This window comes from Thermococcus kodakarensis KOD1 (assembly GCF_000009965.1).
In the GTDB taxonomy this organism is placed as follows: Archaea; Methanobacteriota_B; Thermococci; order Thermococcales; family Thermococcaceae; genus Thermococcus; species Thermococcus kodakarensis.
Window position 1 is genome coordinate 1352467 of record NC_006624.1, and the last position, 15974, is coordinate 1368440.

Sequence of the window (15974 nt, forward strand, 5' to 3'; positions counted from 1 at the left end):
CAGAAACACAAGACAAAACGTGAGGACTGAAGGCAGTACAGAACCTGCTTGAGGGATAAAGCATAGAAAAGTAGGGAAAAGTCGGTTCAGAGCTTCATCGTGGAGAGAACCTTGGTGGTAACGTCGTTGCCTTCCTTGTCGTAGATCCTGTAGTAAGCACTGTACGGAAGCTTCATCTTGGCCCTGTGCATTGCACCAAGGGCGAACTTGAGGTGCTGGCCGTTCACCCAGACGGTGAGTATCTTCTGGTCCTTCCTGACGCGAGCAGCTAATCCAATCGGCTTTCCGAAGGGCCTGCGCATACCGTTTCCGTAACGGTCGGCCTTCCTTCCGGTAGCCATCGGGTTCTCACGGAGAACCTGGAACGGGTAAACCCTTATCTTGAAGTGGTAGTTGCTCCTACCGACGTTCTTCTGGAGGTATCTGTTGACCTGGATACGGATGGCCTCGAGGGCGTTCTGCCTGATCTGCATGGCCTGCTCGGCGTGAAGGCTCACCTCGTACTCGAACTCGGCTGAGAGGTTGCCCATGTCGAAGATCGTTATCTTTGGACCGGGGGCACCGCGGATGTATTCCCTCCTCGTGTAAGCGGGCTTGTCAACGTCCCTATCAATCTTTGCTGGCCTAAGTCCCATACTCTCACCTCCAAATGAGCGTAAGTTAAAGCCTAAACTTAGCTGGCCATCGCTTTTATAAAAGTTTTGGATGGTGAAATCTCCAACAGAGTCCTTACTCCCTCCCACCTTTAAGCTTAACGGCCTGAATTAGAAGGGCCAGCGAGACCGGCGTAAATGCCAAAAGCGCCCCGTTCAAGGTAACCCCAATGTGGATTTCTCCTATTGAGTACACAAGGCCAAAGAAAACCCCTCCGATGAAAGTCGATAGGTTCTGGACACCGTTAACCCCGCCTATGGCCAGGGAGGAGCGGTGGTAGCTGGCGAGCACCTTCCTAGATATGGGCCTAAAGCTCTGGAAGCCGAAGAGCGCGAGGAATATTCCGAGGAAAACGGTGAACGATGTTTTAACGGCCGCGAGGATCGGAGAAATCCCCGCAAGTACGGCCGTCAGCTTTACCATCCCAACCTCGCTGACCTTATCCGCGAACCAGGAGGAGAAGTAGCTGAGAAGGGAAGCGAAGAAGCCAACCCACCCCAGCAGGGTCGCGGTAGTTGCCTTTTCCAGTCCAAGGGCCTCGGAGACGTAGACGTACGTTATCTCTCCGGAGGTAAAGGCCACTATGACCGCCATCAGGGAGGCTATCACGAGGACTTTTCTCGGGTCGAGGGAGGGCCTTTGAGAGCTCTTTTTCTCCCTTTTCGGTGCTACCCAGTCGTTCAGGAGGATGTAAGCGATTATCATTATCAGCCCGGTCAGCACAAAGAAGACAGAAGATACCCACATCTGGCCAGAAAGTCCCAAATCTATTGTGTAGGCATAAACGTAGTTGCCGAGGAGGGAAGCGATGCTGCCGAAAAAGAAGTAAACGGCCGTAACCCGGGCCCTTATCTCCTGTGGAGCCGCCACGGCAACGACGAACTGGGCCATGGGCCAGCTGAGGCCGTTGAGAAAGCCGTTGAGGAGCTTTATTCCAGCCACCTGAATCCAGTTAGAGGTGAGGGGGTAGAGGTGAACGGCCAGGGCGTTCCCCATCATGGCGATTCCGCCGATGTGGAGGATGGACTTCCTCTTCTCAAGGAGGAGGCCACCGAACACCGAGGAAAAAGCCCTCGCCAGAACAAAGGACATGGAAACTATTGAAACCGCCAGCATGCTCGCGCTGAGCGTGTCCCTCGTGTAGAAGGCTATGGCGGGTGTGGCGAGACGAAAGGCGAGAGTGCCCGTGAAGGCAGAGAGCACGAGCAGGACGATGCCGGCGAGTCTTCTCCGTTCCATCAGACCACCGACTGAACGTTTGAGTACCTGTTTAAAAGTCTTGGGTGGAGTGAATGAAATTCTCATTAAAGATGAAGTTTCCGATTAACTTTCGGAGAGCCTTTGATAGGTCTAAAGCAAACCCTTTTTACCCCCTTGAGCAACTAAGGGCGAGGTGATAACTATGGAGCTCCACTTTGACATGACCTATGAGGACGCCTACAGAGAAGTTTACGAGATGGTGAAGCCGAAGTACAAGCTCTTTACAGCCGGTCCCGTCGCGTGCTTCCCCGAGGTTCTCGCTATTATGAGCGTCCAGATGTTCAGCCACCGCTCTGCCGAGGCGAAGGCCGTTCACGTTGACACGCTCAACAGGCTCAAGGCCTTTCTCGAGGCCGACAAGGGGGAGATAATACTATTCCCGAGCTCCGGAACAGGCTTCATGGAGGCAGCAGTCAGGAATACGATTCCACGCGGCGGAAAGGTTCTTGTCACGGTTATTGGAGCGTTTGGAAAGCGCTTTGCAGATGTTGTGAACGCCAACGGAAGGGAAGCCGTTATCCTTGAGAAAGAGCCTGGAAAGGCCATAAAGCCCGAGGAACTCGACGATGCCCTCAGGAAAAATCCAGACGTCCACGCGGTTACGATAACCTACAACGAGACCTCAACCGGTGTCCTCAACCCGCTCCCCGAGCTGGCCAAGGTGGTTCAGGAGCACGACAAGCTCCTCTTCGTCGATGCGGTCTCAGCTATGGGCGGAGCGGACATCAAGTTCGACAAGTGGGGTCTCGACATGATATTCGCGAGCTCTCAGAAGGCCTTCGGCGTCCCGCCGGGACTGGCCGTAGCGGCTGTCAGTGAGAGAGTCTTCGAGATAGCCGAGAAGATGCCGGAGCGCGGCTGGTACTTTGACTTGCCCCTCTACAAGAAGTTCAACGAGAAGAAGAAGGGAACGCCCTCGACTCCACCGCTCCCGCAGATATTCGGTCTCAACGTCGTTCTCAGGATAGTTGAGAAAATGGGCGGCAAGGAAGCCTGGCTCGACATGTACAGGAAGAGAAGCGAGATGATAAGGGAAGGCGTGAAGGAGATGGGCCTCGGAATCCTCGCCGAGCCGGGCTACGAGAGCCCCACTATTACAGCTGTCGTTGTCCCGGAGGGAATGAAGGGAGTTGACGTTTACAACGCGATGCGCGAGAGGGGCTTCGAGCTTGCCAAGGGCTACGGAAGCGTCGCCGAGAAGACCTTCCGCATTGGCAACATGGGTTACATGACCTTCGACGACATAAGGGAGATGCTCGACAACCTCAGGGAAGTCATAGAGGAGCTCAAGAAGAAGTGATTCCAATTCTCCCTCTTTTCCCCTTCTTATCCCCCATAATTGAAGAATTTGGCTAAAGTACGAGAAAAGAAAATCGATGGTTAAAGAATCTGGATCAGCTCCCCGTCCTTGACCTTGTAAATCCTGTTTATCTTCCTGAGCCCGGTTCTCCAGTCCCTCGCCAGCTCGACAACCACGTCAAACCTGTTGAAAGTGTCCTCGTCTATCCTGAGCCAGTGCATAACCTCGCCTTTGATGTCATCAGTCAGCGCGAGTGACGTCACAATAAACGCATAGTCGTCTATTAGGGTCTTGAGTATCGTAGCGACGTCAACCGTGTGAACCGTATCGATGACAACGTAATCCGGGTTGATGCGCCTTATTTTCTCTATGACTTCAGAAGTTCTAACATCCGTAGAGCGCCTGTCGAACTCCGTGTCAACGACCTCGATGTTGGGCCTGAAGGGCTTGAACTCACCGTAGGCCGTGATAACGGCGATCTTCCATTCGTCGGGGACGTAGTGAAGGAGAGCCTCAACGAGCTTTGTCTTTCCGCTCCTGCTCGTTCCAACTATGAGGATGTCCTTTTTTTCGAGAACTGCCTCCCTGAGAACTTCCAGCTGTTCGGGCCTTGCGGAACCGTACCTGACGAGGTCTTCGGGGGTAAAGATGTAGACTCCCATGATACCACCGATTTTAGTTGTTTCTCAGTGGTTATAACGATATCGAGTCTCAAAACCCGGAAAAGATTGAACACTGCTATCCTGATTGGCACTACATTCTTGTCTTTATGTCAAAAATTTAGGAAATAATCTGTTAAAATTGGCCCAAATGACAGCTATTTTTGGATAAAAGACATAAAGAAGAAGCGCTCAATTATCCACCGGTGATGCTCATGAACGCAGTCCAGATGGTAAGCAGGAGAATAGAACCCGTTGTTAGGGTGCAGACCGAGGCCATAAGATACCTCACCAGCGAGCTGACTTCCAGAGGGTTTAGGTGGCTATTACCAGTCATGCTCAGCTCGATAACAGACCCGCTCTGGCCCGACCCGGCCGCGAGCAAGATGAGAGCGCCTGAGATTGAAGCGTATGGCAGTAAGCTGAAGCTCATGCACAGCATGATCCTCCATAAGCAGTTTGCTGTAGCAATGGGTCTGGAAAAGATCTTCGTCCTTTCGCCAAACATCAGGCTTGAGGAGAGAGAAAGCGACGACGGAAGACACGCCTACGAGTTCACCCAGCTCGACTTTGAAATATCCCACGCCAGCATGGACGACGTTATGAGGCTGGTAGAAGAACTAATCGTGGGCCTGTTCAGGGAGCTCAGGGGGCCAGTGTGGGAAACTTTTGAGAGAGAACTGCCGAGAGTGAAGCGGCCCTTCAAACGCTTTACCCTTGAAGAAGTTATTGAGGAGTTTGGCAGTGAAGAGAAAGCAAGCAGAGAGATGGGCGAACCCTTCTGGATAACAGACATACCAAGGGAGTTCTACGACAGGGAAGTCGATGGAGTCTGGAGGAACTACGATCTCTATCTCCCGGAAGGCTACGGCGAGGTCTCCAGCGGCGGCGAGAGGGAGTGGGAGTACGAGAAGATACAGAGGAAGATTAGGGAAGCGGGGCTGAGCGAAGAGGCCTTCAGGCCCTACCTCGAAGTTGCTAAGGCCGGGATGCTGAAGCCGAGTGCGGGGGCCGGGATTGGCATCGAGAGACTGGTCAGGTACATAGTCGGGGCGAAGCACATCGCCGAAGTTCAGCCATTCCCGAGAGTGCCGGGAATTCCGGCGGTGATATGAGCTTATCGTTCAATTTTTCCCTCAAGGTTCAGCTTTTTCAGGACGATTTCCCACTGCCTCTCGGGAACTTCGGGGGGAGCGGTAAGCTTCTCAGCCCTCTCCCTGTCCATTAAGCCGTACCTCACGAGGGCCGCTATCCTCCTGTGCTCAAAGGAGTGCCCGTGAACCTTGTAGTAGCGCTCAAGAGCCGGGCCAAGAACGAGGCAGTTGGTCGTGTAGCCTGGGAGCTCAGGGAACTCAAAGGGGAGCTTTTCCAGGATTTCAAACCTCTCGCGCTCCGTCATCAGGGAGAGTAGCCTTATCTGGATAACACCACCGCTCATGAGCCTGTAGGGCTTGTGGCCGAAGGGAAGCTCATGGCCGGTGATGATGTAGCGGTAGCCGTTTTTCAGGGCGTACTTTCGGAGTCTCTCCATCGTCCTCCTCGAACAGGCCCTGCAGGGACTTTGGGCCTTCAGCAGGGCCTCCCTGAAGATGTCCGAGTAGTCGTAGCGGAGGATTTTGAAGAGGACTCCAAGGGCCTCGGCCATCCTCCGGGCGTTCTCGATGGCTTCCTCTGCCATTAACCCGTGGTCTACCATTACAGCCTCAAGCTCCGGGACTTTGTAGACTTCCTTCGCCAGATAAAGGGCAACGACGCTGTCCTTCCCTCCAGAGTAAGCCACGATGGCCCTATCAACTTTCTCCATCAGCTCATCAAGTTCTCTTCTGATTTTCTCCCTGTCAAAGGGATGCTTTAGATAAACCTGGCACTCCCTACATATCGGATTTCCGTTGATTATGTCTATCGTCGCAGTCCTCTCATCATGAATGCAGATTGAACACTTCAGCACCACTAACCCCCACTCGGTCGGTGAATGGGGGTCTTAAAAACACTTCTCTCTTTACTTCTTTTGAAAGCCTCGCCGTTCACGGCGGGGAGAAGGTCAGCTTGATTCGTTTATCACCACCTTTAACCTGCGTCTCCAGAAGAACTCGACCAAGAGGTACGCGAGGACAACCACCCACCCGATTGCAGAATACGCCCTAAGGCGCATAAACGGGTCGCGGAACTCGGCGTCCACCGTGGATTTCCCCGAGACAGTAATCAGCGTAAGCCCCGTGCGGTCGTCCCTAATTGGTTCCACAAGCTTTCCGTTCACCCTAATTTTCCAGTGGGGGTAGTAGCTCTCGGATATCCGCACAAGCATCGGTCTCGACGGTGAGAGTCCAAGCGAGTACTCACCGTCCGATCTGGAAAAGAGCGTGTAGTTCAGGCTTCCATCGATCCCTGCGAGGCCGAAGATCAACTCCGCCTCCTTCTTTGAGTTCCAGTAGAGGCTGTGGTACAGGAGGTTGCCCCCAACGAGGTAGAGGGTGCCGTTTCCAAGCTTCACCAAACCGATTATAGCCTTATCCCCAACCGAGAGGAGCGGCGTCACGTTCTCAAAGACGGGACCGTACCAGGGCATTCCCTCGTACTCGAAGGGGGCAAAGATCGAGACGTTGAAGACATCAGAGCTTAGGCGAGAATTATCAATGCGCTCCATTACGCCGCACACACCAAAGAGGCATCCGCTCCCCTCGGGAACCCATACGACCGTACCGCCGTTCCTCACGAAGTTCCAGAGAAGACCCTCCTCTTCCTTTGACGGGTTTCCAGCGTAAACAACGCCAACGGAACCTGGTGGAATCGCAGCAAGGTTAGACGGATCCTCAAAGTAGGCGTAGTCCACCGGGAGGTCATAGAAGTTTCCAAGGAGCACTGCCCCAACGGGTTCAACGAAACTGACGTTGGAGGTGTAGATCCAATAGTTACCTATCCTCTCAATCCGAGAATAGTCTTTCACAGTGACGTTGATGGACGCCATCAAAAACTTCGCAGCGTAGATCTTGAGGTATAAGGATGCATCATTACCAGTGGACAGAGCATACCACATCCTAAGGTGTCCCTCTTCTGCGGGATCCCCCTCGTGGTACCATCCGTTTAGAGTAGATTTACCCGTAAGAACGGGCAGGTAGCTATGGTGTGAAACACCCGGATGCACTACAAACCTCCAATCTTCCCCTGGCTGTTCGCGGAGGAACTCGGCGACCTCCATCAAGTCCCCGGGATAAGGCGGGATGGGCTCGGCATAGGGCAGTGCACCGAAGATCAAAATGCCCACAGATAAGGCTCCAGCAACGAGCCTCCACTTAAGTTCTACTCCCGTTAAGGCGTCGGCAACGATGAGGGGAACCAGCAGGTTGACCATGTCCATCCATCTATACTGGGGTATCATCGAGAGAACCGGAAGGGAATGAATCCATGGGGTCGGCGAGTAGTACCCGAGCGCGAGGTAGATATAAAGTGCGATGAGGCCAAGGGTGCGGCGCTGGAGAGTCCCCCTGAAATAAGCAACGATAAGGAACGCTGAAAAGACGGCGGTTGATGCTATCCCCACCGGCTCAAGAAAGCGCGAAGGCGACACGCTGTAACTCTTGAAGAGCCAAGAATACTGGTATATCTTCCAAAAGTTTGTCCATTCTCTCTCTAAGAGGAATGGGACGTACCAAAAAGATGTAAGTGCCACGACGATTCCGCCGACCTTGAAAAAGTTTGAGAGAACGCGGGTTTTCCTGAAGTTTTCAAAGAGCAGTACGAGACCAGTGATAACGAGCGGAACCATGGCCGAGTGATGGATCAAAGAGATAACCGAGATCGCCACGGCGGATGCCGCCAGGTACCTTTCACGAATGTCAACCGCCCAGAGAAGTGCGAGAAGAAAGAGGGGAAACAGGTTTATTGAGTTGGCCCTCGGAAAGTTGGCCTCGATATATGCAACTCCAAGGTGCCAGGGAAAGAGCAGAAAAACAACGGGAGCAACGTACGGCTCGCGTCCGGTCCTCCTCAGGTAGAAGTGTAGCGCGACAGCACCCACGAACGAGGTCAGCATCAGGGTTGCGGCGTATCCCCTTATATCGCTCCCGAGCAAGATGCCAAGGAAAGCCCCTATGAGGTACGACAGGGGAGGATAAAATCTGAGGAACGGAAAGCCTGAGTACCAGTCTTCAATCCACGGCTCCCACCCATCGCTCATGAGCTTGTGTATCTTGAATAGATGACCGTTGCCGTCCGTATTGAGGGCCGGGGGAGACGGAGCAGTGAACAGCGGGAGGTATAAGAGCACCGCAATTACCGCCAGAAGGATGAAGTAGGCTCTCCTCAAGACGATCCCTCCAGGAGTTCGACGAGCTCAACAAGCCCCTCCAGGTTCGAAGCGAAGAACGTTGAGTGCCCATCGGTGCCAAGCCAAAGTCCCCTAACAACCTTCAGGATTTCAACCCTCCCCCAAGAAGCATCTATGAAGCCGCTCGGCACGCCTTTAACTGGAACGTTGGCGACACCTATTATCACCGCCTTTCGAAGGTGCTCTTCGTGGAGGATGAGGTCACTGAGAACGAATTTCAATAAATCAGGTTCAAACCACACCGTTACCGTGTTTTCGGGATAATGACAAACGAGACGTACGTTCCCGCCGTCAACTGAGTACTCGGCTAGGTACCTGTCCCTGCCCTGCCAAGCACTCACCCTGTTCTCCCTCAGAAACTTGTCCAGGAACTTCACAAGGTAGGCAACGTTTCTTATTTGTACCACCGCCATTTCAACCAGTAGGTATTTTAAGCACCTCAAATAAAACCCTTACCATGAAACCGGCCCTGAAGTTTCAATCAGCCCTCTATCTGTACATTCTGATAACCATCGGACTGACACTCATAGTTCCGCCGGCCTATGCACTAGAGGCGGTCCTGATATTCCTGTTCCTAATTGTGTTTTCTGGAACGATATTCTACTCCTTACTGATCGCTGCCTCAAGACGTGACTATCCCTTTAAAGTTGAAGCCCATAAGGGAAACCCCTTCTTTGAACCGCTCGTTTACGTCCTGATTCCTGCCCACAATGAAGAGAAAGTCATAGAGATAACGGCCAGAACCGTACTCAACCAGGACTACCACAACTTCAAGCTGTTCCTGATAAACGACAACTCCACTGACTCAACGAAAGAGATCATGGAGAGAATAGCCTCTGAAAATCCAAAAAGGGTCGTTGTAATTGACGTTCCCCCCGAAAGGGGAAGGAGCAAGCCAAGGGCCCTTAATTACACCCTTGAACTAATAGAACAGTCAAGGGATCACCCCGATTACGTTTTCATTCTCGATGCAGACTACCTCTTACCTTCCAACGCCCTCCGCACCCTCGTCGGGATAATGGAAAATGCCCCCGAGTACGTCCTGGGCGTTCAAGGGAACGTGAGGCCTAGGAACTGGGACAGGAACTTCGTAACAAAATTCATAACCCTTGAAAGGCTGGTGGGCTTCAACGTCGCCATAGAGGGGGACATGAAGCTAAACGAAAACGGGAAATACGGTGGGACAGTTGCCCTCCTGAGGTTTTCACACCTTCTCAGGCTCGGCATGTTCAGGGAGGATTCCGTCACTGAGGACACAGACCTGTGGGCCAGGGCCATGATTTCGGGCTACCGCTTCTGGTACTACCATGGGGTAATCGGCTGGGAGGAGGCCGTAGAGACCTTGAAGGACTACATAAAGCAGAGGTCGCGCTGGGCACAGGGCCACTTCCAGGTAATGCTCGATTACTACTGGAACGTCCTGAGGAGCTGCTCCGGAATCACGGAGGGGTTTATAGAGCACTTTTATCTAATAAGCTACCTCGTTCCAGTGTTCTGGTTCCTCTCGGTTGTCTTGAACGGCTACATCATCCTGTCAGGCAACGTACCGCTCATGCTGGCCAAACCCGGGCTGTTCCTTGCCGTCTCGATAACCGCGTTTTTGGTGTTCTGGGCATCGGTAGCGTATTCCAACTGGGTGGAGATGAAGAGACACAACTACCACGTGCCCTGGAGCTTCGTCGCGGCGTATCCCTGTACTTCATGGTTTTCGTCCTTGCGGGGGTTGTGTACACCATGAGGGGCCTCACAAAGCTCCTGATAGGAAAACTCACATGGGAGAAGACGCAGAGGTTCACTTGAAGGGGTCTTTGAGGGAGAGCCTATCAAAGTCGCCTCCTATTACCGAGGCATAAAGAACGGACGCCACTTTCAAGTCATCCCTAAAGAGTCCCAGGACGTACTCAACTATACCCTTTAGCAGCAGCAGGGTGGCAACGAGCGCATACCCACCCCTGAGCACGTCGGCAGTGTAAAAGATTACGGAAGCAAGGACGTGGACTGAGGCGTATGCCCCAAAGGGAGGGCTGAAATATTCCTCAAGGGCACGGAAATATTGGACAAACCTGGTTTTCCTTAGAGAGAGGTAAACCTCACGGTACATCAGGAACGAGGCAAAGAAAAACATCGACGCTACAAGGTAAACGATGGCATGGGGGAGACTGGCCTCCATAACCCAGAACGCGGTAAAGGCCGAACAAATAACCGCACTAACAAGCAGCGCTACCATGTAGAATCTTAGAAGGGCCAGCACGCGCCTTCGTTCCCCAGGAAACTTTACCACGACCCTCATTTTTCCACCCTGAAGTCAATCGGCTTTTCCAGCCTCCAGAAGCGGCAGAACGAACAGACCTCTCCGCTCGACGGCATACCGCAGACCTTGCACTCCCTAAGCTCGGTCTCTTTCAGCTCGGCCTCGAAGAGGTGCTTCTTCCTCAGGTAGCCCTTGACGAAGTTTATCTTCGTTCCGGGCCTCTTCTCCTCCATCTCGTTGAGGATTGCCTTCCACTCGAGGGTCGTGGCTCCCCTCGCATAGGGACACTCGTCTATCTCGTACTCTATGCCGTTGGCCAAAGCGTAGGCAACAACCTCCCTTTCGGTCACCTCGTAGAGGGGCTTTACTTTCTTCACAAGCTTTCCGTTGAACTGGGAGGGGGTTACCGGGCCCTGCTTCGCCAGGTACTGCGTGTTCCAGTTCATTATGTTGTTGAAGATGAAGCTCGCCTCATCGTCGAGGTTGTGACCGGTGGCAACTGCGTCGAAGCCGTTGTCGTAGGCGAACTTGTTGAAGATATAGCGCTTGGTTAAGCCGCAGTAGGAGCACGTCGGCCTCCTCGTTCTCACCTCGCCGATACCATAGCCGAGAAGCTCTTTGAGCCTGACAATGTGAAGGGGAGCACCTATCTTCTCGCACTGCTCCCTAGCGTATCTCTCACCCTTCTCCGAGTACTCGCCGATGCCGAGGTTTATGTGGAGGCACTCGATATTGTAGCCGAGCTTCTTGAGGACGTGGGCTGTAACTGCCGAGTCCTTACCACCACTGACGACGACCAGGACTTTTTCGTCGGGTTTGAGCATCTTGTAGCGCTCTATCGTTCTCTTTACTTTCCTCTCAAAGTACTCGGTGAAGTGCTCCTCGCAGAGGTACATTTTTGGATAGTGGAGCTTGATGAAGGCTGGTCTCTCACAGAACTTACATTTCATCGGCATTTTCTACACCAGCAGAGAAAAAGAAGGAGAGTTTAAAAAACCTATCCATTGAGGGACTCAACAACACTCTTCCAGTTGCCCGGCTTCCTGAAGTCCTTCTCAGTGTAAAGACCTTCCTTCTTGAGTATCCCCCTCGCGGCGAGAAGGCCAGTCGCGGCAGCGTTCACTATGTCCCTGCTCAGCCCGGCCCCGTCTCCAGCGGCAAAGATGTTCTCGATGCTCGTCTCAAGGTTCTCATTCACCTCTGCTCTCATCGCGTAGTACTTAATCTCCGGGGCGTAAAGTAGGGTGTGGTCGCTGGCAACGCCCGGAAGGACTCTGTCAAGCTTCTCAAGGCCCTCTATGATGTTTGTGACGACGCGGTGTGGCAGGGCCATCGCTATATCTCCCGGAGTAACGTGCTTGAGGGTCGGCTCAACGTCGCTCCTCCGTATCCTGGCCCAGGTGCTCCTCCTGCCCCTCCTCAGGTCTCCAAGGCGCTGGATTAGGGGTTTTCCGCCGCCTATAGTTGTAGCAAGCTGGGCGATGCTCTTTCCGTAGGCTGTCGTGTCCTCGACCGGCTCGGTCAGTTCTATCCTCGTCAGGAAGGCGAAGTTGGTGTTGTTGCTCTTCTTTTCGTGCATGGAGTGGCCGTTCACGCCGACGTAGGAATCGTACTTCTCCTCAACCACGAAGCCGTTCGGGTTTGTGCAGAAGGTCCTCACGAAGTCGTCGTAGGTGTCTGTGTAGATGTGGAACTTGGGGTCGTGGTTTATGCTCGTTATTGGCTCCATAACTATGGCCGGAACCTCGACGCGAACTCCAACGTCAATCGGCCCGTGCCTTGCCTTCAGCCCAATCTTCTGGGCAACGTCGTGGAACCAGTCGGCGCCTCCCCTCCCCGGGGCGACTATGATGTATCTAGTTCTAATCTCAAAGACGTCCTTTCCGCGCTTTACCTTCACCCAACCCTTGTTGAACTCAAGGGCCTTCGTCCAGAGAAGGAATTTGACACCCTTGCTCTCCAGGTATCGCTTAATGTCGCCTATTACCTCGGGCGTCCTGTCGGAGCCTATGTGCCTCTGGATTATCGGGATGAACTTCACCCCAGCCTGGGCAGCCCTCTGTTCCCAGTACTTGACCTGCTCTGGATCGCCCTTGAAGAGGTTCCTTGGGGCCTTATGTCTCAGGAGAATCTGGTCGACCTCCCAGACGAGCTGCCAGGCGTAGTTCTCGTCGTTGGTCAGCTCCCTAAGGTCGCCGCCGATGTCCGGGCGGAGGTTTATCGTGCCATCGCTCAGCCCGCCCGCGCCACCGACGCCGCTCATTATGTGGCAGGGCTGGCAGCCGACACAGTAGCCGAGCTCGTACATTGGGCACTTCCTCTGGTCAACGTCGCCACCCTCGTCGATGACGAGAACCTTAAAATCGCTCTTTTCGGCAAGCTCGTAGGCTGCAAAAAGGCCAGCGGGGCCAGCACCGATTATAACAACATCGTACGCCTTTCCGCTTCCGTTTCCAGAAACCATATTTCCCTTACCGATGTCTATGGCCATTGCCTTAAAAAGTTTTTGGCTAAAATTAGTCAAAAAATTCAAAAGATTTCGAGATATTTAAACATTTTTATGTCAAAAAACGCCCGAAACATTTAAACGCATTCAGACAATAGACTTGTACCAGTGAGTACAATGGAGGACGTTTCAGGTGTCTCGAATACAAAAGCAACCAAGGCCAAGAAAGTCCACATAATCCACAGCAAGAGGCGCCTTCTGATGCTCCAGAGAAAGGAGGAGCTGAGCCACAACATCCGCTACATCTCAAAGGTCCCGGTGAGCCTCGTGATGGATACGGAGTTCCTGACGCTTCACCCAAGTGACTCATTATCCAAGCTCGTTCAGGAGTTGAGGGGAGAGGAGAGCTCCGCGGTTGTCATCGACGGGGAAGGTAAGCTTCTGGGCTTCGTAACCATGAAGGATCTGCTCAACTTCTTTGCACCGCCGAAAAGGTACTCCATAGTGGGCTTAGACCTGCTGAAGAGGTACTCCATCAACAGAGCTTCCCGCGTTGAGGACATAATGGTTAAGAAGCCGATAACGATTCACGTTGACGAAAACCTGGGAAGGGCCATTCAAATCATGCTCGAAACCGGAAAACACCACCTTCCCGTCGTTGACGATGAAAACCGCGTCCACGGCGTCCTTGAGGTTAAGGACATCATCCGGCTCATCCGCATAGTTTCGTACTGAGGTTTGGCAACCACTGCAGGGTTGAATAAACTGCAGGGGATGACAATCATGGACGTGTTCCTGGAACTGGCGCTGATACTGGTAGTTGCAAAGCTGTTCGGATACCTCACTGTTCGCCTCGGCTTTCCAGCCGCTCTCGGCCAGCTCATTGGGGGGATTCTCATAGGGCCTTCTATACTCGGAATAGTCTCCTACGACGAGGCCGTCAGGCTCATTGGGGAACTCGGTGTCGTTATGCTCCTCTTTTTGGCCGGTCTTGAAACGGACATCGAGGAGTTCAAGCACGTCGGGATTCCTGCCTTTATAGTTGCGGCGATGGGCGTTCTCGTCCCCTTTCTCCTCGGCTATTTTGGCGCCCTCGCCTGGGGGTATTCGCACGTCCAGGCCCTCTTCCTCGGGGGTATTCTCACGGCGACGAGCGTCGGCCTGACTACCAGCATTCTGATGGAGATGAAGAAGCTAAGGACAAGGGTCGGGACAACGATTTTAGCTGCCGCCGTAGTTGATGACGTCCTCGGCATCATCGCCCTGACGATCCTCGTGGGGATAAACACGCGTGGAAGCGTCTACGCCAAGGACCTCCTCATAATCATTGGAGAGGTAGCACTATTCTTCCTCATTGGCCTTCTCGTGGGGACTCCCGCGGTTAAAGAGGCCCTGAAGGCGTCGGAAAAGATAACCCTGCCCGAGACGGTAACGGCCATGGCAATAGCAATCATGCTAATCTTCGCCTACCTTGCCGAACAGTTCCAGATAGCCGGAATAACCGGTGCTTACTTAGCTGGAATACTAGTGGCAACGACCGAGGAAGCCAGGAAAGTGGCCGACAAGACGGTGACGATAGGGTACTCCCTCTTCATTCCTGTCTTCCTTGTGAGCATCGGAATAGAGAGCGACGTCAGGATTCTAACCACGGCTGGAACCTTCGCCCTCGTCTATGCCCTGCTCGCCGTAGTTAGCAAAGTGGTTGGCTGTGGACTCGGCGCACTCTTTGCCAAGTTCAAACCCATTGAAGCGATCCAAGTCGGTGTCGGCATGGTTCCGAGGATGGAAGTTGCCCTCATCATGGCCAACGTCGCCCTTAGAGAAGGCGTCTTTGACAGGGGTGTTTTCGCGATTCCGGTCACAATGGTGGTGATAACGACGATTGTAACCCCGTTCCTCCTGAAGTGGGCGTTCTCAAGGGAGTAGAGGCGGTAACATGGAGATACTGCTCCTCATAGCCATAATGCTCGCAACGGCAAAGGTGATGGGCTACCTCTTCGAGAGGATCGGCCAGCCCGTCGTTCTGGGCCAGATATTCGGGGGTCTGTTAATCGGCATCTTCTTCGAAACTAACCCGGTCATCGCCCAATTCTCCAACCTCGGTGTCCTGCTCCTCCTGTTCATGGCCGGCCTCGAGAGCGAGCTCGAGGAGTTCAAGCGCGTCGGAAAGCAGAGCGTCTTCGTTGCTGGAGTAGGTGTCATAGTTGCATTTCTCTTTGGATTCGGCGTTGCATACTTCTTTGTGCCGTTCCATGAGGCGGTTCTCTACGGTGCATTGATGACGCCTACGAGTGTGAGCATAACCGTCAAAGTCCTAATGGAGCTGAGGAAGCTGAACACGCGCGAGGGGACGACGATTCTCGCTGCTGCCGTCGTTGACGATGTTCTTGGAATCCTCGTGCTCACCGTCGCGATATCAATGATTAAGGGAGGTTCGGTTAATTATTCTAGCTTGGCAGAGGTGCTCATCTCAGTTTCCCTTCTCCTGTTCTTCTTCCTCTACTTCGGCCCGGAGATTGCAGATAGAGTCTTCCGCTACGTCTCAAAGATCGACCTCCCCGAGAGCGAGACTGCCTTCGCCCTCGTCTTCCTGATAGTCTTTGCGTACCTCGCCGAGCACCTGAACCTCGCCTCGATCCTCGGTGCTTACCTCACCGGCCTTGCCCTCGGCCAGATTCCGAAGAAAAAGGCCATCATGGAGCATATGAACGTCCTCGGTTATTCCCTCTTCATCCCGCTCTTCTTCGTTGAGGTGGGCATGAGGATAGAGTTGTCCTACATCCTCCACGCGGGTCTCTTTGCGGTTCTCTACACCACTGCGGCAATAGTCAGCAAGGTAATCGGCTGTGGACTTGGGGCGAGACTTGGCGGCTTCGACTGGGCGGCTTCCCTGAGGATAGGCGTCGGAATGATACCGAGGATGGGTGTCGAGCTGGCTATGCTGGCCGTTGCGATGTCGAGCGGCGTAATAAGCGGCGATGCCCTTACTGTGGCAATCCTGATGATCTTCACGACGACGATAATAACGCCTCCACTCCTCAAGTGGCTCTACTCAAGGTAGCTCAGACAACCGAGTGCTC

The 15974-nt window shown here is 53.4% G+C and carries 15 protein-coding genes; 6 read left to right on the top strand and 9 right to left on the bottom strand.

Annotation, left to right across the window (positions count from 1 at the left end; translation table 11 throughout):
• Window positions 1–86: 86 nt before the first annotated feature.
• Window positions 87–635, bottom strand: coding sequence for a 50S ribosomal protein L16 (locus tag TK_RS07720; protein WP_011250497.1), 549 nt, complete (start codon window positions 633–635; stop codon window positions 87–89).
• 94 nt (window positions 636–729) lie between these two features.
• The gene (locus TK_RS07725) at window positions 730–1893 is read right to left on the bottom strand and encodes an MFS transporter (RefSeq protein ID WP_011250498.1); all 1164 of its coding nucleotides are present in this window, start codon (window positions 1891–1893) and stop codon (window positions 730–732) included.
• A 163-nt stretch (window positions 1894–2056) separates the two neighbouring features.
• On the opposite strand from TK_RS07725, the gene TK_RS07730 reads away from it, so the two are divergent.
• Window positions 2057–3214 carry a pyridoxal-phosphate-dependent aminotransferase family protein gene (locus TK_RS07730; RefSeq protein WP_011250499.1) on the top strand — a complete coding sequence of 386 codons (1158 nt, stop codon included), beginning with the start codon at window positions 2057–2059 and terminating at the stop codon, window positions 3212–3214.
• Between the two features lie 80 nt (window positions 3215–3294).
• Here the strand turns inward: TK_RS07730 and TK_RS07735 are convergent, their stop codons facing one another.
• Window positions 3295–3876 (bottom strand): ATPase, T2SS/T4P/T4SS family, encoded by a 582-nt coding sequence (locus TK_RS07735; protein WP_011250500.1) that lies wholly within the window; start codon window positions 3874–3876, stop codon window positions 3295–3297.
• 212 nt (window positions 3877–4088) lie between these two features.
• On the opposite strand from TK_RS07735, the gene TK_RS07740 reads away from it, so the two are divergent.
• Complete coding sequence (locus TK_RS07740; protein ID WP_011250501.1) at window positions 4089–4988, top strand: asparagine synthetase A; 900 nt, start codon at window positions 4089–4091, stop codon at window positions 4986–4988.
• Window positions 4989–4990: 2 nt separating this feature from the next.
• Here the strand turns inward: TK_RS07740 and TK_RS07745 are convergent, their stop codons facing one another.
• The 3 genes from TK_RS07745 to TK_RS07755 form a co-directional block, all read right to left on the bottom strand.
• Window positions 4991–5821 (bottom strand): 7-cyano-7-deazaguanine synthase, encoded by an 831-nt coding sequence (locus tag TK_RS07745; protein ID WP_011250502.1) that lies wholly within the window; start codon window positions 5819–5821, stop codon window positions 4991–4993.
• Between the two features lie 93 nt (window positions 5822–5914).
• Window positions 5915–8176: a 6-pyruvoyl-tetrahydropterin synthase-related protein gene (locus tag TK_RS07750; RefSeq protein ID WP_011250503.1), complete on the bottom strand. Its 2262-nt coding sequence runs from the start codon at window positions 8174–8176 to the stop codon at window positions 5915–5917.
• Window positions 8173–8604, bottom strand: coding sequence for a hypothetical protein (locus tag TK_RS07755; protein WP_143598702.1), 432 nt, complete (start codon window positions 8602–8604; stop codon window positions 8173–8175). Before TK_RS07755 ends, TK_RS07750 begins: the two co-directional genes overlap by 4 nt.
• Window positions 8605–8654: 50 nt before the next feature.
• Between TK_RS07755 and TK_RS07760 the strand changes: the two genes are divergently transcribed.
• Window positions 8655–9935 carry a glycosyltransferase family 2 protein gene (locus tag TK_RS07760; protein WP_011250505.1) on the top strand — a complete coding sequence of 427 codons (1281 nt, stop codon included), beginning with the start codon at window positions 8655–8657 and terminating at the stop codon, window positions 9933–9935.
• A 54-nt stretch (window positions 9936–9989) separates the two neighbouring features.
• Here TK_RS07760 and TK_RS07765 read toward each other — a convergent pair whose 3' ends face one another.
• From TK_RS07765 to TK_RS07775, 3 genes are read right to left on the bottom strand one after another with little or no spacing between them, the layout of a single operon-like run.
• Window positions 9990–10487: a hypothetical protein gene (locus TK_RS07765; protein WP_011250506.1), complete on the bottom strand. Its 498-nt coding sequence runs from the start codon at window positions 10485–10487 to the stop codon at window positions 9990–9992.
• Window positions 10484–11398 (bottom strand): tRNA-5-methyluridine(54) 2-sulfurtransferase, encoded by a 915-nt coding sequence (locus TK_RS07770; RefSeq protein WP_011250507.1) that lies wholly within the window; start codon window positions 11396–11398, stop codon window positions 10484–10486. Before TK_RS07770 ends, TK_RS07765 begins: the two co-directional genes overlap by 4 nt.
• A 47-nt stretch (window positions 11399–11445) precedes the next feature.
• Window positions 11446–12912, bottom strand: a complete 1467-nt coding sequence (locus tag TK_RS07775; RefSeq protein ID WP_011250508.1) for an NAD(P)/FAD-dependent oxidoreductase — start codon at window positions 12910–12912, stop codon at window positions 11446–11448.
• Between the two features lie 159 nt (window positions 12913–13071).
• Between TK_RS07775 and TK_RS07780 the strand changes: the two genes are divergently transcribed.
• Genes TK_RS07780 through TK_RS07790 form a run of 3 tightly spaced genes read left to right on the top strand, consistent with a single transcriptional unit; the run spans window position 13072 to window position 15955 of the window.
• Complete coding sequence (locus tag TK_RS07780; protein WP_011250509.1) at window positions 13072–13629, top strand: CBS domain-containing protein; 558 nt, start codon at window positions 13072–13074, stop codon at window positions 13627–13629.
• Window positions 13630–13677: 48 nt separating this feature from the next.
• Window positions 13678–14820 (top strand): cation:proton antiporter, encoded by a 1143-nt coding sequence (locus tag TK_RS07785; protein ID WP_011250510.1) that lies wholly within the window; start codon window positions 13678–13680, stop codon window positions 14818–14820.
• 10 nt (window positions 14821–14830) lie between these two features.
• The gene (locus TK_RS07790; protein WP_011250511.1) at window positions 14831–15955 is read left to right on the top strand and encodes a cation:proton antiporter; all 1125 of its coding nucleotides are present in this window, start codon (window positions 14831–14833) and stop codon (window positions 15953–15955) included.
• Window positions 15956–15974 lie beyond the last annotated feature (19 nt).

Excerpts from the sequence above, each read along its gene's own strand:
- TK_RS07720 (WP_011250497.1), bottom strand. The coding sequence starts at position 635 with ATGGGACTTAGGCCAGCAAAGATTGATAGGGACGTTGACAAGCCCGCT.
- TK_RS07725 (WP_011250498.1), bottom strand. The coding sequence starts at position 1,893 with ATGGAACGGAGAAGACTCGCCGGCATCGTCCTGCTCGTGCTCTCTGCC.
- TK_RS07730 (WP_011250499.1), top strand. The coding sequence starts at position 2,057 with ATGGAGCTCCACTTTGACATGACCTATGAGGACGCCTACAGAGAAGTT.
- TK_RS07735 (WP_011250500.1), bottom strand. The coding sequence starts at position 3,876 with ATGGGAGTCTACATCTTTACCCCCGAAGACCTCGTCAGGTACGGTTCC.
- TK_RS07740 (WP_011250501.1), top strand. The coding sequence starts at position 4,089 with ATGAACGCAGTCCAGATGGTAAGCAGGAGAATAGAACCCGTTGTTAGG.
- TK_RS07760 (WP_011250505.1), top strand. The coding sequence starts at position 8,655 with ATGAAACCGGCCCTGAAGTTTCAATCAGCCCTCTATCTGTACATTCTG.
- TK_RS07765 (WP_011250506.1), bottom strand. The coding sequence starts at position 10,487 with ATGAGGGTCGTGGTAAAGTTTCCTGGGGAACGAAGGCGCGTGCTGGCC.
- TK_RS07770 (WP_011250507.1), bottom strand. The coding sequence starts at position 11,398 with ATGAAATGTAAGTTCTGTGAGAGACCAGCCTTCATCAAGCTCCACTAT.
- TK_RS07775 (WP_011250508.1), bottom strand. The coding sequence starts at position 12,912 with ATGGTTTCTGGAAACGGAAGCGGAAAGGCGTACGATGTTGTTATAATC.
- TK_RS07780 (WP_011250509.1), top strand. The coding sequence starts at position 13,072 with ATGGAGGACGTTTCAGGTGTCTCGAATACAAAAGCAACCAAGGCCAAG.
- TK_RS07785 (WP_011250510.1), top strand. The coding sequence starts at position 13,678 with ATGGACGTGTTCCTGGAACTGGCGCTGATACTGGTAGTTGCAAAGCTG.
- TK_RS07790 (WP_011250511.1), top strand. The coding sequence starts at position 14,831 with ATGGAGATACTGCTCCTCATAGCCATAATGCTCGCAACGGCAAAGGTG.